This window comes from Mycobacterium ulcerans subsp. shinshuense (assembly GCF_002355775.1).
Lineage (GTDB): Bacteria > Actinomycetota > Actinomycetes > Mycobacteriales > Mycobacteriaceae > Mycobacterium > Mycobacterium marinum.
In genome coordinates this window covers 2,961,729-2,981,413 of the sequence record NZ_AP017624.1, presented here as the reverse complement: position 1 = coordinate 2,981,413, position 19,685 = coordinate 2,961,729, and the positions used below count along the sequence as shown (strand labels likewise).

At 65.4% G+C, this 19,685-nt stretch carries 14 protein-coding genes and 1 pseudogene; 11 read left to right on the top strand and 4 right to left on the bottom strand.

What is annotated here, in order from left to right:
- Window positions 1-4 precede the first annotated feature (4 nt).
- From SHTP_RS13335 to SHTP_RS13315, 5 genes are all read left to right on the top strand, one after another.
- Window positions 5-973: a helix-turn-helix transcriptional regulator gene (locus tag SHTP_RS13335; RefSeq protein ID WP_096370854.1), complete on the top strand. Its 969-nt coding sequence runs from the start codon at window positions 5-7 to the stop codon at window positions 971-973.
- A gap of 126 nt (window positions 974-1,099) precedes the next feature.
- Window positions 1,100-1,366, top strand: a complete 267-nt coding sequence (gene tatA, locus SHTP_RS13330) for a Sec-independent protein translocase subunit TatA (protein ID WP_011740313.1) — start codon at window positions 1,100-1,102, stop codon at window positions 1,364-1,366.
- Between the two features lie 105 nt (window positions 1,367-1,471).
- Window positions 1,472-2,362: a twin-arginine translocase subunit TatC gene (gene tatC / locus SHTP_RS13325; protein ID WP_085979824.1), complete on the top strand. Its 891-nt coding sequence runs from the start codon at window positions 1,472-1,474 to the stop codon at window positions 2,360-2,362.
- 87 nt (window positions 2,363-2,449) lie between these two features.
- A complete protein-coding gene (locus SHTP_RS13320; RefSeq protein ID WP_096372457.1) occupies window positions 2,450-5,206 on the top strand; it encodes a DEAD/DEAH box helicase in 2,757 nt (918 codons plus the stop codon).
- Window positions 5,207-5,312: 106 nt separating this feature from the next.
- Window positions 5,313-6,059: a DUF4333 domain-containing protein gene (locus SHTP_RS13315; RefSeq protein ID WP_096370853.1), complete on the top strand. Its 747-nt coding sequence runs from the start codon at window positions 5,313-5,315 to the stop codon at window positions 6,057-6,059.
- A 12-nt stretch (window positions 6,060-6,071) separates the two neighbouring features.
- On the opposite strand, the gene SHTP_RS13310 is transcribed toward SHTP_RS13315, so the two are convergent.
- The gene (locus tag SHTP_RS13310; protein WP_011740309.1) at window positions 6,072-7,028 is read right to left on the bottom strand and encodes a 5'-3' exonuclease; all 957 of its coding nucleotides are present in this window, start codon (window positions 7,026-7,028) and stop codon (window positions 6,072-6,074) included.
- A 123-nt stretch (window positions 7,029-7,151) separates the two neighbouring features.
- On the opposite strand from SHTP_RS13310, the gene SHTP_RS13305 reads away from it, so the two are divergent.
- The 4 genes from SHTP_RS13305 to SHTP_RS13290 all read left to right on the top strand — a co-directional run bounded on the left by SHTP_RS13305 (window position 7,152) and on the right by SHTP_RS13290 (window position 13,620).
- Window positions 7,152-8,279, top strand: a complete 1,128-nt coding sequence (locus tag SHTP_RS13305) for a M24 family metallopeptidase (protein WP_096370852.1) — start codon at window positions 7,152-7,154, stop codon at window positions 8,277-8,279.
- A 36-nt stretch (window positions 8,280-8,315) separates the two neighbouring features.
- Window positions 8,316-10,559, top strand: coding sequence for an alpha/beta hydrolase-fold protein (locus SHTP_RS13300; RefSeq protein ID WP_096370851.1), 2,244 nt, complete (start codon window positions 8,316-8,318; stop codon window positions 10,557-10,559).
- Window positions 10,560-10,773: 214 nt separating this feature from the next.
- On the top strand, window positions 10,774-13,350 hold the full coding sequence (locus SHTP_RS13295; RefSeq protein WP_096370850.1) for a WXG100-like domain-containing protein: 2,577 nt from the start codon (window positions 10,774-10,776) through the stop codon (window positions 13,348-13,350).
- 6 nt (window positions 13,351-13,356) lie between these two features.
- Window positions 13,357-13,620: a hypothetical protein gene (locus SHTP_RS13290; RefSeq protein WP_011740305.1), complete on the top strand. Its 264-nt coding sequence runs from the start codon at window positions 13,357-13,359 to the stop codon at window positions 13,618-13,620.
- A 347-nt stretch (window positions 13,621-13,967) separates the two neighbouring features.
- Here the strand turns inward: SHTP_RS13290 and SHTP_RS13285 are convergent, their stop codons facing one another.
- From SHTP_RS13285 to SHTP_RS13275, 3 genes and pseudogenes are all read right to left on the bottom strand, one after another.
- Window positions 13,968-15,170, bottom strand: a complete 1,203-nt coding sequence (locus SHTP_RS13285) for an ISAs1-like element IS2404/ISMul1 family transposase (RefSeq protein ID WP_420873004.1) — start codon at window positions 15,168-15,170, stop codon at window positions 13,968-13,970.
- 197 nt (window positions 15,171-15,367) lie between these two features.
- Window positions 15,368-16,660, bottom strand: a pseudogene (gene tyrS, locus SHTP_RS13280) (tyrosine--tRNA ligase).
- An 11-nt stretch (window positions 16,661-16,671) separates the two neighbouring features.
- A complete protein-coding gene (locus SHTP_RS13275; RefSeq protein ID WP_096370541.1) occupies window positions 16,672-17,283 on the bottom strand; it encodes a DNA-3-methyladenine glycosylase in 612 nt (203 codons plus the stop codon).
- Between the two features lie 59 nt (window positions 17,284-17,342).
- On the opposite strand from SHTP_RS13275, the gene SHTP_RS13270 reads away from it, so the two are divergent.
- Complete coding sequence (locus SHTP_RS13270; protein ID WP_096370848.1) at window positions 17,343-18,110, top strand: ABC transporter ATP-binding protein; 768 nt, start codon at window positions 17,343-17,345, stop codon at window positions 18,108-18,110.
- A 203-nt stretch (window positions 18,111-18,313) separates the two neighbouring features.
- Window positions 18,314-19,516 carry an ISAs1-like element IS2404/ISMul1 family transposase gene (locus SHTP_RS13265; protein WP_420873003.1) on the top strand — a complete coding sequence of 401 codons (1,203 nt, stop codon included), beginning with the start codon at window positions 18,314-18,316 and terminating at the stop codon, window positions 19,514-19,516.
- Window positions 19,517-19,685 lie beyond the last annotated feature (169 nt).

Sequence of the window (19,685 nt, the reverse complement as noted above, 5' to 3'; positions counted from 1 at the left end):
GCTGATGAGTCCCGTATCCACTCGGCTGGTGCGGCTGCTCAACATGGTGCCGTACTTCCAAGCCAACCCGCGGATCACCCGCGTTGAGGCCGCCGCCGAGCTAGGCGTGTCGGCCAAACAGCTGGAGGAGGACCTCAACCAGCTGTGGATGTGTGGCCTGCCCGGCTATTTCCCTGGAGATCTGATCGATTTCGAGTTCTCCGGCGACACCATCGAGGTGACGTTCTCGGCCGGCATCGACCGTCCACTCAAACTCACGTCACCGGAGGCCACCGGCCTGCTCGTGGCGCTGCGGGCGCTGGCGGACATCCCAGGCGTGGTCGACCCGCAGGCCGCGCGCAGCGCGATCGCCAAGATCGCGGCGGCGGCCGGCGCGGCCGAGCATAGCAGCACCCTGTCGGCGGTCGACGAGCCCGCTCCGTTGGAGAGCCCCGTCGCTGCCGCGGTGCGCTCCGCCGTGCTCGACAAGCGCGCGTTGACCATCGACTACTACTCCGCATCGCACGACACGTTGACCACCCGGACCGTCGATCCCATCCGGGTGTTGTTGATCGGCGGCCACAGCTATCTGGAGGCCTGGTCACGCGAGTCCGAAGGGGTCAGACTGTTTCGTTTCGACCGGATCGTGGACGCCGTCGAACTCGGTGAACCCGCGATGCCGCCGGAGCCCGCGGTGCAGGCGCCCCCCGACACGTCGATGTTCGACGGCGACCCGGCACTGCCGTCGGCGACGCTGCGGGTGGCGCCCTCGGCGTCGTGGATGTTCGAGTACTACTCGATCCGGGAGCTGCGCCAGCTCGCCGATGGATCCTGCGAGGTTGCCATGACCTACGCCTCTGAGGATTGGATGACCCGTCTGATGCTGGGCTTCGGGTCGACGGTGCAAGTGCTGGAGCCCGAGTCGCTAGCGCAGCGTGTGCGGGCCGCCGCGGCGACTGCCCTAAACGCGTATCAGGCCGCCGAGCTGGCCTAAGGCCGAATTCAAGCCGTCGATGTGCGGCCCGTACCCGCGGCGCGCGGCACGGAGTGTTGTTTGCCTAGCCGGGCGAGCAGCCCCTACTGCGGTAGCATCGGGGGTTGACGTCTGGAGGTAATCAAAGTGGGCAGTCTTAGTCCGTGGCATTGGGCGATCCTCGCTGTTGTGGTGATCGTGCTGTTCGGTGCCAAGAAGCTTCCCGATGCGGCGCGCTCGTTGGGCAAGTCGATGCGAATCTTCAAGTCGGAGATGCGGGAAATGCAGAGCGAGACCAAAGCGGAACCCTCTGCTATCGAGACCAACACGGCAAACCCCACGCCGGTGCAGTCGCAGCGGATCGACCCTGCAGCGGCCACAGGTCAGGACCAGACCGAGGCGCGGCCTGCCTAGGCCGGCAGCACCGTCGGGTTGCCTGAGCTTTACTGACCTACCGTGGTGAACGGTTTCCGGGCCTCAGCACGCGCCGGGGCTCTCTTCAAACGACTCAATCCTCGGATGCGGCGTAGCCGCGTCAATCCTGACGGCACGATGTCGCTGGTCGATCATCTGACCGAGCTGCGTACCCGGTTGCTGATCTCGTTGGCCGCGATCCTGCTCACGACGATTTTCGGGTACATCTGGTACTCGCATCCGGTCTTCGGACTAGAAAGTCTGGGCGAGTGGCTGCGTCAGCCTTACTGCTCGTTGCCGCAGTCGGCGCGTGCGGACATCAGCGCGGACGGGCAGTGCCGGTTGTTGGCCACTGCGCCGTTCGACCAGTTCATGTTGCGGCTCAAGGTCGGGATGGCGGCCGGGATTGTGCTGGCGTGCCCGATCTGGTTCTACGAGCTGTGGGCGTTCATCACCCCTGGGCTCTACCAGAAGGAACGCCGGTTCGCGGTGGCGTTCGTCATCCCCGCGGCGCTGCTGTTTGTGGCCGGCGCCGTGCTGGCCTACCTGGTGCTGTCCAAAGCGTTGAGCTTCCTGCTCACCGTCGGTAGCGACGTGCAGGTGACGGCGCTGTCTGGCGACCGATATTTCGGCTTCTTGATCAATCTGCTGGTGGTGTTCGGGGTCAGCTTCGAATTCCCCCTGCTGATCGTCATGCTCAACATGGCTGGCCTGTTGACCTACCAGCGGCTCAAGTCCTGGCGGCGCGGTCTGATCTTTGCCATGTTCGTGTTCGCGGCGGTGTTCACGCCCGGGTCGGATCCGTTCTCGATGACGGCACTGGGCGTGGCCCTGACGGTGCTGCTCGAGTTCGCCATCCAGATCGCCCGGCTGCACGACAAGCGCAAAGCCAAGCGCGAGGTGTTGCTTGCCGATGACGAAGCATCGTCAATCGAGGAGCCCGAGCCGATACCGACGCCGTCGGCCCCCGGCGGATCCCATGACGACATCACCTAGGCCACCTCGCCGCGAGCGTGCGTGTCGCGACAGCGACACGCCGCACTGGCCGTGCAACTGCGCACCCTCGCGCCCTCGGGCGGCCGCGTGACAGAGCTGGTCGAGCTAGCCCGGTTCACCGCCGACTTACCCTTCGCGCTCGATGACTTCCAACGGCGCGCCTGTGCTGCCCTGGAAGGTGGGCACGGCGTGCTGGTGTGCGCCCCGACGGGCGCGGGAAAGACGGTGGTCGGCGAATTCGCGGTGCACCTGGCGCTGGCTTCGGGAGGCAAGTGCTTTTACACCACGCCGCTCAAGGCGCTGAGCAACCAGAAACACACCGATCTGACGGCGCGCTACGGCCGCGACAAGATCGGGTTGTTGACCGGTGATCTGGCGGTCAACGCAAACGCGCCCGTGGTCGTGATGACCACCGAGGTGCTGCGCAACATGCTTTACGCGGATTCTCCCGCGCTACCGGGGCTGTCCTATGTGGTGATGGACGAGGTGCATTTTCTCGCCGACCGGATGAGGGGCCCGGTGTGGGAGGAGGTGATCCTGCATCTGCCCGACGAGGTGCGGGTGGTCAGCCTGTCCGCGACCGTGAGCAACGCCGAGGAGTTCGGCGGTTGGATCCAAACCGTTCGGGGCGACACGGCCGTGGTGGTCGATGAGCATCGGCCGGTACCGCTGTGGCAGCACGTTTTGGTGGGCAAGCGCCTGTTCGACCTGTTCGACTACCAGGCTGACAAACCGGCGGGTTCGAGCCGTCAGGCGCGCGTCAACCCGGACCTGTTGCGTCACATCGCGCATCGCCGCGAGGCGGATCGGATGTCGGACTGGGAGCCGCGTCGGTCTGGACGCGGCGAATACGGCAGAGGGGGCCGGCCGCGGTTTTACCGCCCGCCGCCACGTCCGGACGTCATCGCGACCCTGGATTCGGCGGGTTTGTTGCCGGCGATCACTTTCGTATTCTCCCGGGCTGGTTGTGATGCGGCGGTCCAGCAGTGCCTGCGTTCACCGCTGCGGTTGACCAGCGAGGAGGAACGCGCCCAAATCGCCGAGGTGATCGATCACCGGTGCGGCGATCTTGAGGACGAGGACCTGGCGGTACTGGGCTACTACGAGTGGCGCGAGGGGCTGCTGCGCGGCCTGGCCGCCCACCATGCCGGGATGCTGCCGGCGTTTCGGCACACCGTTGAGGAACTGTTCACCGCCGGCTTGGTCAAAGCCGTTTTCGCCACCGAGACCTTGGCGCTGGGCATCAATATGCCCGCGCGCACCGTGGTGCTGGAACGGTTGGTGAAGTTCAACGGTGAGCAGCACGTCCCGCTGACGCCGGGGGAGTACACGCAGCTGACCGGGCGCGCCGGTCGTCGCGGTATCGATGTCGAGGGCCACGCCGTCGTGCTCTGGCATCCCACCGACGAAAACGCCGATCCGTCGGCGGTGGCCGGGCTGGCCTCGACCCGCACCTTCCCGCTGCGCAGTTCGTTTGCCCCGTCGTACAACATGACGATCAACCTGGTGCAGCACATGGGCCCGGAGCAGGCGCATCGGCTGTTGGAACAATCGTTCGCCCAGTACCAGGCCGACCGATCCGTGGTGGGCCTGGTCCGCGGCATTGAGCGGGGCAGGGAGACGCTCGACGAGCTGGCCGCCGAGCTCGGTGGGCCCGACGCGCCGATCCTGGACTATGCCCGGATGCGTGCGCGGGTGACCGAGATGGAGCGATCCCAGGCCCGTGCATCCCGGCTGCAGCGTCGGCAGGAGGCCAGCGAAGCGCTGGCCGCGCTGCGCAAGGGAGACATCATCACCATCACGCACGGACGCCGTGGCGGGCTGGCAGTGGTGCTGGAATCCGCCCGCGACAGCTCCGACCCGAGGCCGTTGGTGCTGACCGAAAACCGGTGGGCTGGGCGGATTTCGTCGGCCGACTACACCGGCGAGTCGCCGCCGGTCGGATCGATGACACTGCCCAAGCGTGTCGAACATCGCCAGCCGCGGGTCCGCCGCGATCTGGCCTCGGCACTGCGGTCGGCCGCCGCGGGTATGACGGCGCCGGCGGCCCGCCGCGAGAAGACGCGAGCGCCGCACGATCCCGATCTGGCGTCGCTCCGCGAAAAACTGCGCCGGCATCCCTGCCACAACGCGCCCGGAGTCGAAAGCCGGATCCGTCAAGCCGAGCGCTACCTGCGCATCGAACGGGACAACGCGCAGCTGGAGAACAAGGTCGCCGCCGCCACCAATTCGTTGGCTCGCACGTTCGACCGGATCGTCGGCCTGCTCACCGAGCGTGAGTACATCCACGGCCCAGCCGATGATCCTCGGGTCACCGATGATGGCCGCTTGTTGGCGCGGATCTACAGCGAGAGTGATCTGTTGGTGGCCGAGTGCTTGCGCACCGGCGCGTGGGCGGGGTTGAAGCCGCCGGAGCTGGCGGCGGTGGTGTCCTGCGTGCTCTACGAAACGCGCGGCAGTGACGGTGGCGGTGGCCGTCCCGGGGTCGAGGCGCCGACGCCGCGGTTGTGTCAGGCGCTCATCCAGACGTCGCGGCTGTCGGTGGCGCTGCGTGCCGACGAACAAGCGCACCGGATCGGCCAAAGCCGCGAACCCGACGATGGTTTTGTTAACGTCGTTTATCGCTGGGCGCGCACCGGGGACCTGTCGGCGGCATTGGCCGCCGCGGACATCGAGGGCCCCGGTTCTCCCTTGTCAGCGGGGGATTTCGTGCGCTGGTGCCGCCAGGTGCTCGACCTGCTTGACCAGGTGCGCAACGCCGCCCCGAACCCCGAAGTGCGGGCCGCCGCAAAGCGCGCGATCAATGACATCCGGCGCGGCGTCGTCGCAGTTGACGCCGGGTAGGCTGGGCCGCAGCTACGGTTAGATCCGGAAATGTGATCGCAGGACCACCAGAGGACACTTGGGGCCAGTTCGTGGCCAGGACAGACGAACGAACTGAGGAGAAACGATGAGCGGACCGCAGGGACCAGATCCTAGACAGTCGTGGCAACCACCCGACCAGGGCGGTGACCATTCCTCAGACCCGACCATGGCTGCCGGATCGCCTTGGCAGCAGCCAGGCCAGGAAGGGTCGTGGCAACCGCCGTCGTATCCGGCCGCTGACTACCAGCAGTACCAGCAACCTGTCGAGCCGGCTTATCCGCAGCAGTACCCGGCCGCACCCGGCTATGGGCAGTCCGACTTCGGTTCCCAGCCCACCCAGTTCGGGGCGCCTCCACAGTTCGGCCAGCCCGGTCAATACGGCCAGCCCGGCCAATATGGCCAGCCGGGGCAGCCAGGGCAACCGGGGCAATACGGTCAGCCGGGTCAGTACCCGGGCCAATTCAGCCCGTACGACCAGTCGGGTCAGGGATCCAAGCGCTCGATGGCGCTCATCGGCGGGGTGGTCGGCGGAATTGCGCTGCTCTTCGTGGTCGTCATTCTGGTGCTCGGGTTCTGGGTGCCGGGATTCTTCGTGACTACCAAGCTCGACGTCAGCAAGGCCAATGCCGGTGTGCAGCAGGTTCTGACCGATGAGACCAATGGCTACGGCGCCAAGAACGTCAAAGACGTCAAGTGCAACGACGGCACCGACCCCACCGTCAAGAAGGGTGCCACCTTCGATTGCACCGTCAGCATCGACGGCGCATCCAAGCACGTGACCGTGACTTTCCAGGACAACAAGGGCACCTACGAGGTTGGCCGACCGCAATAGCGGTCGGAAGCGTCACGAAGGCAACGCGTCCAGAGCCTTCTGTAGTCGCGCGATCGACGATCCGACGCCATATTCGGTAGCCAGCTCGGCGGTGCGCTGAGGGTCGGCGGCAACCAGCGGCAGCGCGTCGGTGGGCGTCGTGAAGGTGACCGGCGCATCGGTGGCCACCCGTACTACCGAGCGGGCGGCATCGATATAGGCCGAGGCCGCAAGCAGTTTCGTCCGCACACCCTTGGCCATCGTGGACTTGGGGTCGTGCGCGGCGGCCACGATCCGATCCAGTGAGCCGTGCTGGGCCAGCAAGGTAGCCGCGGTCTTTTCACCGACCCCGGGCACCCCGGGCAGGCCATCGGAGGGGTCGCCGCGCAGCAAGGCCAGCTCGGCATAGGCCGCCCCGGCCCGCTCCGCGGGCAACCCGTACCGTTCGGCGACCTCGGAGGGCCCGAACAGCGTGGCTTTGGGCAGCCCGCGGCCCAGGTAGAGCACCCGAACCGGGACGGGGTCGTCGGCCACGACCTGCAGTAAGTCGCGGTCCCCGCTGACCACGACCACCGGGTCCCGCTGTTCCTGGGCTGCCAGCGTTCCCAGCACATCGTCGGCTTCAAAACCCGCTGCGCCCGCGGCCGGGATTCCGAAGGCGTCAAGCAGTTCCATGATCATGTCGACCTGCGGAGTCAGCTCGTCTGGCACTTCCTCGACGTCGGGCTGTCCGGCGGGCTCGGGCTCGGCGACCCGGTGCGCCTTGTAGGACGGGATGAGGTCCACCCGGAATTGCGGGCGCCAATCCAGGTCCAGGCAGACCGCCAGCCGGCTGGGCCGATGCTGGGTGATCACCACCGCCATCGAGTCGATGAATCCGCGGACGGCGTTGATCGGCCGGCCATCCGGAGCGGTGATCGACGAAGGAACGCCGAAGTAGGAGCGGAACCACATGCTGGCTCCATCCAGCAACAGCAGGGGTGCAGGCATGCGGGCTATCCTGCCAGCGCCGGTGCGGGGGCGGTCACCCTGGCGACGATGTGGGCGCGCAGCGGGTGAGGAGGAGCCGGGCAACCGCGCATCCGCCAGTCGCCGGGCATTAGCCTGGCTGGCATGGATTCTGGGCGATTCGACACCGCGGTGTACGCGCGACGTTTGGCCGCGGCGGCGGCCGCGACCGAGCAGGCCGGCCTTGCCGGTCTGGTCATCACTCCGGGCTATGACCTGCGCTATCTCATCGGCTCGCGCGCCGATACGTTCGAGCGGCTCACCGCGCTGGTGCTGCCCGCTTCTGGGGTGCCGACCATCGTCTTGCCGCGCTTGGAGCTCGCGTCGCTCAAGGAGTCGGCCGCATCGGATTTGGGAGTGTGCGTGCGCGATTGGGTCGACGGCGATGACCCGTACCAGCTGGTGGCCGAGGCGTTGGGGGGTGCGCCCGCAGCTACCGCAGTTACCGATTCGATGCCGGCCCTGCACTTGTTGCCGCTGGCCGATGCGCTGGGGGTGCTGCCGGTATTGGCTACCGATGTGCTGCGTCAGCTGCGGATGGTCAAGGAGGCGGCCGAGGTGGACGCGCTGGCCAAGGCCGGAGCCGCCATTGATCGGGTGCATGCCCGGGTACCGGCGTTTCTGGTGCCCGGCCGCACCGAGGCGCAGGTTGCCGCCGACATTGCCGAAGCGATTGTTGCCGAGGGGCATTCGGCAGTGGCATTCGTCATCGTCGGATCCGGTCCACATGGCGCCGATCCGCACCACGGATATTCGGACCGAAAGTTGCAGGTCGGCGACATCGTCGTGGTCGATATCGGGGGGACATACGAGCCCGGATACTACTCGGACTCGACCCGAACCTACAGCATCGGCGATCCTAGTCTTGATGTGGCACAACAGTATTCGGCCCTGCAGCGGGCTCAGCGTGCGGCCGTTGATGCGGTCCGTCCGGGGGTTACGGCGGCACAGGTCGACGCTGCCGCCCGTGACGTGCTGGCCGACGCCGGATTGGCCGAGTACTTTGTGCACCGCACCGGACACGGTATCGGGCTGTGTGTGCATGAGGAGCCCTATATCGTCGCCGGCAACGAGTTGCCGCTGGTCGCGGGCATGGCGTTCTCGGTCGAGCCGGGCATCTACTTTCCGGGCCGGTGGGGAGCCCGCATCGAGGACATTGTGGTGGTTACCGAAAACGGTGCGTTATCGGTCAACAATCGGCCGCACGAGCTGATGGTGGTGCCGGTGTCTTAGCGTCCAGATGTCGGCTGCGCCAAGTAGGTTGGCGGGGTGTCATTGGTGGATCTAGCGCTGCTTCCTTTTCGTATCGCGCGTAGCGTTGCCGAGGCCGTGGTGCCCGTGGGGCAACGTTCGCCGACACCCCCGGCCGAACTCATCGTGGTCGACGGGATGCCCGAGGGGGTGCCACCGGCCGCGCGACGGCCTGAGCCGACGCTTCCGGTACCGGCGGGATGGCCGTTCGGCGAGGAATTCCCGCGTACGTGTGGCGCCACTCGCCTGGCCGGCGGGGCGCTGTTTTGGACCGACTTCATCTACGACGATCATGGCGCGACGGGTCTGCCGGTCGGCGATCTGAAGATCCAGGCGCCGCCGCGGGGCACTTACGTCTATCCCGATGGTCCCGCGGCCGGCAACGGCGCCGACATCTTTCGCGTGGCGATCGGGCTCACCGAGACGCACACCTGGTGGCGCGTCGACTGGAACACGCTGCAGGACGCCACCGTGCCAATCGCGCTGTTCACCTTCGACACCGATCGCAGCCGTAGCGCGTCAGCGGACTGGCCGGCTGGGGCCGGTGTGCGCTCGGAGGGCATCGACATGGCGCTGCTGATCTCGGGGCGCAGCGCCCGGCTGATCGATCTGGTCACGCACGTGCAGACTCCCGTCGAACACAGCGTCGACCTGCCGGCACGGTCGTTTCTGGCGCGGGTGCCGCGGTCGGTAGTGGAGCCGTCAGGGACTTGGACCGTTCGGCTGGCCGCCGGATTGGCCAACTCGGCGGGGGACGGGTTCGCCGACGTGCCCGCCGAACGGGGTGCCCTGCCGGGCCAGCCCAACGTCTACAACGTGGCGTTTCGCACCCACAATCAGGAGCAGCCGCATCTGAACATCTGGTCTGACGAGGCCCAAGCCGCCGCGCTGACCAGCGGTGACGTTTCGGAATTCGCGGTAGCCGTGGCGTGGGACCAGTTGGCAGGCCGAGAAACCGCACCCGAACCGGTGATCACCGGCCCCTCGACGCGCTGGTATGTGTCCTCGGTGGAGCTCGGGCAGGGTGTGGCTGCGGGAAACGTTCTGGACACCGATCCGCAGTTTCTGGGCCGGATGCAGCCGTACTCGGTGTGCTTGCCCTCGACCTATGCTCCCGGCCGCGCGATGCCGCTTACCTTGCTGCTGCATTCGCTTGCGCTGGGGCAAAACCAGTTCGCTTCGATCGATCCGCGCCTGCTGCACGAGGTTTGCGAAACCCGAGGCTCGGTGGTGGTCACCCCGCTGGCGCGTGGTCCGTCTACTTGGTACTTCGGCGCCGGTGAACTCGACGCGTGGGAGGTCTGGGCGCGGGTGGCCGAGCAGTTGGGGACCGATCCCAACCGCACGGTGGTTTCTGGCTATTCGATGGGCGGCTACGGCGCTTACAAGCTGGGCTTGACCTACCCCGAGGTGTTTGCCCAGGCAGTTGTGCTGGCCGGGCCGCCGACGTGTGGGGTGCGCCTGGTGCCCAACGTCGACATCCCGGCCGATTTCAACCTGGACTCGCCCTGCGCCCGGGAGGGCGATAGCTGGGAGCTACTGGGCAACGCGCGCTGGCTGCCGCTTGTGATCGCCCATGGCCTGCTCGACGAGCTGGTGCCGTTCCCGTCGGTGGCCGAGCAGGTGCTCGAGCTGGACCGCCTCGGCTACCGGCACCGATTTACCGTCTATCCGTTCGAAGACCACATCGCCTGGATCCTGCAGGACAAGTTCAACGATCCGATCGCGCACATGGGAACCGGCCTGCGCCAAGCGGATCCGGGGCACATCACCTTTGCGTGGTATCCGCAGTTGGTGCGGGCCGATTTGGGGATCGGGCCGCACCAGGTGTGGTGGTTGTCGGAGCTGACCGCCGACCCCGCGGTGACGGCGCGCCGCGGGGCCACCGCCGAGGTCGATGCCCGTTCCTATGCCCGACCTGACCCGATGCACAGCATTCGGCGCCATCGCGGTTTCGTTCCGCATTTCGATCCCACACCCGGGCTCTACACCGAGCTGGATTGGCAGGTGGGAGGGCCCGTGGACGAGCTGCCGTATCTCACCCTGCGGCTCACCGGGGTGGCCAGCCTGACCGTCGACGTCAAGCGTGCGGGGTTGGCCTCGCTGCCGTCATCGACGATTCAGGTGGCTACCGACACCGCCGCACAGATCACGCTTGGCGCGTTGCCCGCCGGGGTGGAGGTGAAGCTGGATGATCAGCCAGTAGGTACGACGGTGTCGGTTCCTATTGGGCGGCACAGTATTACGTTGACGCGTAGCTGACGCGTCGCGGCCGGTGATGGGTCGGCTAGCCGCCGGCGCAGCGGGCCTTCATTGTGGCGTCCTTGGCGTTGACGTCATCGGCCACGCGTTGTCTGCGCACCCCTTGCTAGGGGCTGTGGACTGGTGGCTGGTGCTCCCCACCAGTCGTCGCTAGATTTAGCGCGCAAAAACAGGGTGAATACCGCGACGCGGCGCTTTGGGCAAAAATCCGGGCGTGGCTCCGTTGTCGGTTGATCCCGAGGCGCTGTCGGGTGCCGGCAGTGCCGTGGCCGCCGCGGGCGATGCCTTGGCGGCGGCATTGAGCTCGCTGACCACGGGCTTTTCGGCCAACACCGGTCAGGATACGGCCGGCGAGGTGTTCGGGCTGGCTTATCAGGACGCGGCGGAGTCGTTGGTGAAAGCGGCGGGGGCCGGGATCAACGCTTTGCGCCACAACGGCGCCAAGATTCAGCTCTCCGCGTCGAACTACTCGGCTGCCGAGGCGGCCTCGACGCTGGGCGGGGGAGCCGGCGTCTTGCCTGCGCCGTCGGAACCGGCGCAGTTCACGGCTCCCGGAGCGCCGGGGACGCTAGGTTCCGGGGTACTTGCTCCGGCGTTGTGGTCGGTGGTCGAGGCCTTCGTCGGTGACCTGTGGCCCAACGGGGATGTCGCGGGCTTGCACGCGGCCGCGGGGCACTGGCGCGACTTCGCGGCGGCCCTCAACGGCGTGCAGGGCGCACTGAACTCTCCGAAATCGGTGGTGGCCGGACAAGACATTCCCGAAGGCGTACAGATTCAACAGGTCCTATCGGCAATCGGCTCCGATCTGGCCGGCGTGGGGGCACAGTGCCGGAAACTGGCCGGTGCACTCGACGACTTCGCCGATGAGGTGGCCGACACCCAGGACGCGATCCGGGATCTGTTGGATCGATTCGGGTCCGTCTCGGGGCTGTGGAATCAGGTGGTGGCCATTTTCGAGGGTGATGCGCTCGACGAGATCAAAGAGATCGCCGAGGACATCCGGGCCGTGCTGAGCAACCTGGGGCGTCAGGCCCGCGCTCAACAGCAGCTGATGCAGCAAGGGATGCAGGCCATCGACGGCTTGGTGGTGGGAATGCAGCGCTACGTGCGCGGTCAGCTCACCCAGTTCCTCGGTCCAGATGTCGGCAATCCACTGGCGACCGTGTTCGACACCTACACCAATACGCAGGAAGGAGTTTTCAAAGCCGCTGTCGGGATGGTGGAAGGCATCGAGCAGCTCAACCCGCAACGTTTCCTGATCGACCCGCAGGGGGCGGCGGAAACCTGGAAAGCCATGACCAAGACGGGATTGATCAACCACTTGCTCAACCCCGAGGAGGCAGTCGCCGCGGACAAAGAGATGGTCAAAGGGCTTCTGCACCTTGAGGATTGGCGCCGCGATCGGCCGGGACTGGGTTTCGGGGGAAACCTGTTCGACGTCGCGACACTATTTGTTCCGGGAGCCGGGGGAGCCGGCGCGGGTGCCAAGGGCGCTGCGGGAGCCGCGCGGGCAGCCGAGGTTGGTGGCGAGGCGGCCGATGCCGCTGCGGCAGCCGGTCGGGGTGGTCGACTGGCCGGTGAGGTTGGTGACCTCGCGGGCGCCGGCCGCACACTGGGCGACATCGGCAAGACCGGTCGTGGTCTGACCGAGGATCTGGCAAATCTGGGCGGTGATCTACCCAAGGCTGATCCCCCCGTCGGCGGTCGCCCGGTGGCCCTGCCGCCCCCGAAGCCGGCAGGTGCCCCGATCGAGCCGACGCCGCGTCCAGTGGAATCGGTGCCACCCGGCAAGCCGGCCCTCGAGGCGCCTTCCGGGGCGCCCGGTTCGGTCGTCCCTGGCAGGTCCGAACCTGCGTTCGGCCCGCATGACCCGGCATCGGCGCCAGTGGCCGTATCTCATCCAGCAGCAACGGCGGTGACGCCGGGTGAGCGGGTGTCGCCGGTCACCCCGCACGTGGGTGAACCGGCACGAGCGCCGGGTGTTCCCGTCGGCGCTGCCGCTGGGCCGGTACCTGCTGGCGCGCATTCGGCACCGGCCGCAATACCGGCCGCGCCCGGGGCCCACGTGATGACCGGCGCGGGTCGCCCGGCCGAGCTATCAGCGCCGCACGGCGGTGTTCCACACGGGCTTGGCGACGCCGGTCCGTCCGGGGGACATCCGCACGGATTGCCCCCGCACGGCGGTGGTCCACATGGACCGGGCGACGCGTCCCACGGCGCTCGCCACGCTGAACCACCGCGCGACGGCACGGCTCATGGGACTGCAGATGGAGGTGATGCCCACGGGGACGATGTGTCAGGTCACGGATTGAGCGCGGAGAAGCGTGACGAAATCATCGCGATGCCAAAGGGGAGTCGCCCCGACCCATCCGAGTACTTATCACCCGAATATATTCAGGGTCATCTTGACAGATTCGCCGACGGCGCGACCCGCTTTATGCCGGAAAGCAATCTCGATAAATATGGGATCGCGCAACGCGACGGCACCTCATTTGTAATGCCAAAAAGCGAAGCCGACGCTATGATCGCGGGCACGGGCGGTGACTTGCGTCTTATGGAGGAAGAATTGGGCTTGCCCGAGGGCTTTCTCGACTCAAACCAGATCGTCAGGATCGACATCGAGGATCCTCGGCAATTTAACCTCCGGATTCCTTCCGGTAATGAAGCGGGTGCCAACGAACAATGGATTTCGGGAGGGCGCCTGCCCACTGGCGCCTCAGAAGCGGTTGTGGACGGCGGAAGAATCCCCCAGGGTGACTACACTGTGACGGATGTCTTCGAGGAGAAATGAGATCGAATGAAGTTTGATGACACATATTTTTCACGAGAAGACAGATACTCGATTGGCATCGAATCCACTTCGAGCCGGTACTACGCATCGATACCGGTCAGCAACGGGATCGTTGACTACGAGGAGTATTACGAGCTTACTCGAGACCAATACGACAATTTCTTGCGCGACAGCTCGGCGGCAATTGCCTTCATCGAGGCTTGCCGTCGCCGTGAACACGATGACTTGCTCCTGCAGCGGCCTGGCAGCAACAGGGGGACGCCGGTGTGATGTGGTGCCTTCCGGGTAATGGTCGGACCCGGATTGAAGTGATGAGCGGATCAATTCGTTGACATTAAGATGGTTTCGACAACCCATTTGCCGTGATATTCGTTTAAAGGATATTTTAGCGCATTGCGATAGCGGCGCGAGAAGGGCCTCTGTGGACATTCGGTCGTGCCCTTCTGATGGGTTGAATATGGGATAAATGATGTGCGCCATTGACTTTGGTAACTGTTGGCGAATTTTGCGGTGGAGGTCGTTGCCATCGGGGTGGCCGATGAGCTACCGAATTACCTTGATATCGGCGCCGAGGCAAAGCGTGCTGCGTTCCTGGCCCAGGGCTCCGGCGTTGTTGATTAGCAGGCTTGTGAGCTGGGGAATTGTGGATTGAGGAGGTCTAGGCGGCGGTTGGCGGTCAAAGCGGTGATCCGGCAGGCTTCGGCGATGTTGTCGGCGCCGTTGAGGCGGTGCAGATTGATCGCGGTGTTGCGTAGCGTTGCTAGGACCTGTGCGCCGTTTCCGGTATGTGCCCTTTGACGGTCTTCGTCGAAGGTGACGTCGCGTATCCAGTGCAGGCTGTTCTCGATTCCCCAGTGTTGACGCATCCAGGTCATGATCGCGGTAGGGCGGGCGTGCTCGAACGGCAGGCTGCAGATGGCATAGACCACCTCCACGCTGCGCTGGTCGGTGGCGGTGATCAAGCGTTCACGAGTGATCCGGATGATTTGTTTTGCGTAGGGGAAGCCGATTCCTCGTGCAGCGGTGATGATTTGCAGGGTGCGGGTCTCGACACGGCCGTGGCCGCGGGAGTCGTCGGTAGCGACTGCGGGCACCTCGGCCCAGGGCAGCGCGGTGATACGCGCAAGTATTTTGGCTTGGTTGGACTTGACGATCATCAGGTAGTGCGACTTCAAGGTGGCGCAGATCAACTTCGCGGTGACGACCTGGGTATGCATCGCATCCACGGTGACCAGCCACCGCAAGCTACCCGGCAGCAGCGTGAGCAGGGCACGTACGCAGGGAATTTCATTGCTTTTCTCGGCGACAGCGAGTTGACCGAGCACCAATCGGGCACGGTGGGCGAACACCGACACGAGATGCGTGGCTGTCGCTTTGGCGCGTAAAGCACCACGCAGCATCTTGCCGTCCAACGCGATCGGCACCAATCCACTGGGGTCGCTGCTGGCCACGTGTGCAGTGAAGTAACTGCCCATCCTGGCGTTGAGGTCGGCGGGGTCTAGCCGAGACAAAACAGCGCGGAAGGTCTTCTCACTGGGCCGCCGGAACCCGACCCCTAATTGGGCCAACACATCATCGGGAGCGGTGGCCGCCCATGTGGCAAAACCAGCATAGCCGCGCATCCCCGCGGCAGTGGCCAGAACCGCGATCGCCAACAAAGCCATCAGCGAATACCTCCGACCGCGTGGGTCCCTCGGGTCTGGCACCGAGGCCAACACATCGAGAAACTCCGATCCGATGAGCTCGCTGCGCTCACCAGGACTCCAGCGGTCGAACACCTCTGGAACCGACGACACAGGCAATACTGAAACGGTAGGCACGGGCAACTCCAGACCAACGACGAACAGTAACCAACTCGATCGTTCTCCAGATAGCCCGTGCCTACACTCCGGCCCCAATAGCGCGGCACCAAAGATCATCAACCCAGCTCACAAGCCTGCTAATCAACAACGCCGGAGCCCTGCCAGTGCTTTGAGAAATGCTGGACTATGCATTTCACTCACCGGGAAAGAGCGGCTCAGCCGACGCGTTCCACTCCGGCGATGTTCCGCTTGCCACGGCGCAGCACCAGCCAGCGGCCGTGCAGGAAGTCCTATGTCTGCGGTACCCACTCATCGGTCTCGACCCGAATGTTGTTGACCGACACCCCACCTTCGCCGATGGTGCGCCGCGCCGCGCCCTTGCTGGCCGAAAGCCCGGTGGCCACCAGCAAATCCACGATGCCGTCCGGGGTGCCCGGCTCGAGTTCGGCGATGCTCGTCTCGCGCAGTGCCGCGCGCAGAGTCGCCTCGTCGAGCCGGCTCAACTCGCCATGGCCGAAAAGCGCTCGGCTGGCGTGCTCGACGGCCTCGGTGGCCGCCTCCCCATGCACCAGGGTGGTGAGTTCGGCCGCCAGCCGGCGTTGGGCGGCGCGCTGGTGGGCCCGCTCGGCGGTGGCCTGCTCCAGCTCGGTCAGTTCCTCGGCAACCAGGAACGTGAACCACCGCAGGTAGCGGATCACATCCGCGTCGGCGGTGTTTACGAAGTACTGGTACCAGGCGTACGGGCTGATCATCTCGGGGTCCAGCCAAAGGCTGCCGCCGCCGGTCGATTTGCCGAACTTGGTGCCATCGGCGGCGGTCACCAGCGGGACCGTGAGGGCGTGCACCGCCGCACCCGACTTTTGGCGCACCAGGCGGACTCCGGCGATGATGTTGCCCCACTGATCCGATCCGCCGATCTGCAGCGTGCAGCCGTGGCGCCGGTGCAGTTCGACGTAGTCGTTGGCCTGCAGCAGCATGTAGCTGAACTCGGTGTAGGAGATCCCCTCGCCCTCCAGCCGCCGCCGGATCGTGTCCCGATCCAGCATCACGTTCACCGAGAAGTGTTTGCCGACGTCACGCAGAAACTCGACGGTCGACATGGCGGCGGTCCATTCGAGGTTGTTCTCGACGATCGCGCCGGTGGGAGATCCGTCGAAGTCGACGAAGCGTTCCAGCTGGCCGCGGATCCGCTCGGTCCAGTTGCCCACGGTATCGGCGTCGTTGAGACTGCGCTCACCGATGTCGCGAGGGTCGCCGATCATCCCGGTGGCCCCACCCGCCAACACGATGGGACGATGGCCCGCTCGCTGAAATCGCCGCAACGTCAATAGCGGCACCAGGTGTCCGGCGTGAAGGCTTGCCGCGGTGGGGTCGAAACCGGCATAAACCGTCAGCGGCGGGCGCTGTGCGTTGGCGGCCAGCGCGTCAAGGTCGGTGGACTGGGCGATCAAGCCGCGCCAGCCCAGCTCGTCGAGGATCCCAGCTGACCCAGAAGAGTTTGAAGACATCGCGCAAGACTCTAGTCGCTGGCCCCGAGGGCGGGTGCTCGTGGACTTCGTCGATACGCCGACACCTCCGGACGGTCGGCCGACCGCAACCGCCAGGGCCGGTCGGCGGCGCGGCTGACTCCCACCCGCGGCCCCGAGACCGCCGCGATCGGTTCGTGCAGCTGGAGCGTCACCGGACTGGCCGGGTCAAACAAATCAATCCCGTTGTCATCCATGGTGATCCCTAGCGCCGAACACAGGTTTCCCGGACCACGCCCGAGCGCGGCGGTGGCAACCAGCCCACCCCGGCGGGACCGGGCGACATCGGTACCGCGACCAATGGCGCACGCCCTGAGCAGCACCGCCGCGGCCGTACCGTCGGGACCACACGCGACGTTGGCGCATACGTGGATTCCGTGGCTGCGGTAAGTGTAGAGCCGACCGGGTGGACCGAACATGACGCGGTTGCGCGCACTGGGTCCGCGATAGGAATGGGCCGCCGCGTCGGGCCACGGGCCGTCGGGAACCCCGCCGTAGGCCTCGACCTCGACGATGACGCCGCACACCCCCCGCGCGGCGATGGTCGCCCCGAGCAGTCGATGTGCGGCAGATACCGGGTCGACCAGCAGTTGCTCAGCGCTCATCGCAGCGATTGTGCCCTTCCTGTTGACAAACCCCCACTTCTAGGTCGACTATTCATCGCATGGTGACTTCAACAATCGTTGAATCGCTAACAGGTGGGTCACAGCCGGCTGTCAGCATCAAGCACCTACGGGTCATCCGCGGCAAACACTCCGCGCTGCACGACTTCTCGGTCGACATTGCGCGCGGCACCATCACCGGCCTGCTCGGGGCATCCGGGTGCGGTAAGACCACCCTGATGCGCAGCATCGTCGGCACCCAGATCGTGACGTCGGGAACCGTCACCGTGCTGGGTCATCCGGCCGGTTCTGCCGTGCTGCGCCGCCAGGTCGGATATCTGCCACAAGATCCAGCGATCTACCACGACCTGCGAATCATTGACAACGTCCGTTACTTCGCCGCCCTCTACGGCTACAACAGGCAAGCCGCCGATGATGCGATCGCGCGAGTGGGCCTGACCGATCACCGCACCGACTACTGCGCCAACCTGTCCGGCGGACAGCGAACCCGGGTGTCGCTGGCGTGCGCGCTGGTGTGCCACCCCACCTTGCTTGTCCTCGACGAACCTACGGTGGGCCTGGATCCCGTTTTGCGCGTAGATCTTTGGCAGCAGTTTGCCGAGCTAGCCCGCGCCCGAACGACATTGCTGATTTCCAGTCATGTCATGAATGAAGCCGAGCACTGCGGCGATCTGCTGCTGATGCGTGCCGGCCGCCTAGTGGCGCAGACCACCCCGACCCAACTACGGAAGGACACCGGATGCATGTCGCTGGAGGAGGCGTTTCTCTCCATGATCCGCCGCCACACCACCACGCACCAGGCCGAATAGGCCTGCGCGCCTACACCGCTACCACCACGCGAATCCTGCGTCAGCTCGCCGCCGATCACCCAGGGCTCCGGCGTTGTTGATTAGCAGGCTTGTGAGCTGGGTTGATGATCTTTGGTGCCGCGCTATTGGGGCCGGAGTGTAGGCACGGGCTATCTGGAGAACGATCGAGTTGGTTACTGTTCGTCGTTGGTCTGGAGTTGCCCGTGCCTACCGTTTCAGTATTGCCTGTGTCGTCGGTTCCAGAGGTGTTCGACCGCTGGAGTCCTGGTGGGCGCAGCGAGCTCATCGGATCGGAGTTTCTCGATGTGTTGGCCTCGGTGCCAGACCCGAGGGACCCACGCGGTCGGAGGTATTCGCTGATGGCTTTGTTGGCGATCGCGGTTCTGGCCACTGCCGCGGGGATGCGCGGCTATGCTGGTTTTGCCACATGGGCGGCCACCGCTCCCGATGATGTGTTGGCCCAATTAGGGGTCCGGTTCCGGCGGCCCAGTGAGAAGACCTTCCGTGCTGTTTTGTCTCGGCTAGACCCCGCCGACCTCAACGCCAGGATGGGCAGTTACTTCACTGCACACGTGGCCAGCAGCGACCCCAGTGGATTGGTGCCGATCGCGTTGGACGGCAAGATGCTGCGTGGTGCTTTACGCGCCAAAGCGACAGCCACGCATCTCGTGTCGGTGTTCGCCCACCGTGCCCGATTGGTGCTCGGTCAACTCGCTGTCGCCGAGAAAAGCAATGAAATTCCCTGCGTACGTGCCCTGCTCACGCTGCTGCCGGGTAGCTTGCGGTGGCTGGTCACCGTGGATGCGATGCATACCCAGGTCGTCACCGCGAAGTTGATCTGCGCCACCTTGAAGTCGCACTACCTGATGATCGTCAAGTCCAACCAAGCCAAAATACTTGCGCGTATCACCGCGCTGCCCTGGGCCGAGGTGCCCGCAGTCGCTACCGACGACTCCCGCGGCCACGGCCGTGTCGAGACCCGCACCCTGCAAATCATCACCGCTGCACGAGGAATCGGCTTCCCCTACGCAAAACAAATCATCCGGATCACTCGTGAACGCTTGATCACCGCCACCGACCAGCGCAGCGTGGAGGTGGTCTATGCCATCTGCAGCCTGCCGTTCGAGCACGCCCGCCCTACCGCGATCATGACCTGGATGCGTCAACACTGGGGAATCGAGAACAGCCTGCACTGGATACGCGACGTCACCTTCGACGAAGACCGTCAAAGGGCACATACCGGAAACGGCGCACAGGTCCTAGCAACGCTACGCAACACCGCGATCAATCTGCACCGCCTCAACGGCGCCGACAACATCGCCGAAGCCTGCCGGATCACCGCTTTGACCGCCAACCGCCGCCTAGACCTCCTCAATCCACAATTCCCCAGCTCACAAGCCTGCTAATCAACAACGCCGGAGCCCTGGTCGAGCCGATGCTTGCTATATCTGACGCCGCCGCTTGCACCATTTCGGGAGCGGCCACCACAAACGACATTATGCTTTCCTCTCAAACATCGATTCGACGGAACAATGTCGCATTTCAGCAGGACAAACACCCTGTTCAGACCGCGCA

What these genes read in the sequence shown, in the direction of transcription:
- SHTP_RS13335 (WP_096370854.1), top strand. Translation starts at nt 5, where the DNA reads ATGAGTCCCGTATCCACTCGGCTGGTGCGGCTGCTCAACATGGTGCCG.
- tatC (WP_085979824.1), top strand. Translation starts at nt 1,472, where the DNA reads ATGCGGCGTAGCCGCGTCAATCCTGACGGCACGATGTCGCTGGTCGAT.
- SHTP_RS13315 (WP_096370853.1), top strand. Translation starts at nt 5,313, where the DNA reads ATGAGCGGACCGCAGGGACCAGATCCTAGACAGTCGTGGCAACCACCC.
- SHTP_RS13310 (WP_011740309.1), bottom strand. Translation starts at nt 7,028, where the DNA reads ATGCCTGCACCCCTGCTGTTGCTGGATGGAGCCAGCATGTGGTTCCGC.
- SHTP_RS13305 (WP_096370852.1), top strand. Translation starts at nt 7,152, where the DNA reads ATGGATTCTGGGCGATTCGACACCGCGGTGTACGCGCGACGTTTGGCC.
- SHTP_RS13290 (WP_011740305.1), top strand. Translation starts at nt 13,357, where the DNA reads ATGAAGTTTGATGACACATATTTTTCACGAGAAGACAGATACTCGATT.
- SHTP_RS13275 (WP_096370541.1), bottom strand. Translation starts at nt 17,283, where the DNA reads ATGAGCGCTGAGCAACTGCTGGTCGACCCGGTATCTGCCGCACATCGA.
- SHTP_RS13270 (WP_096370848.1), top strand. Translation starts at nt 17,343, where the DNA reads ATGGTGACTTCAACAATCGTTGAATCGCTAACAGGTGGGTCACAGCCG.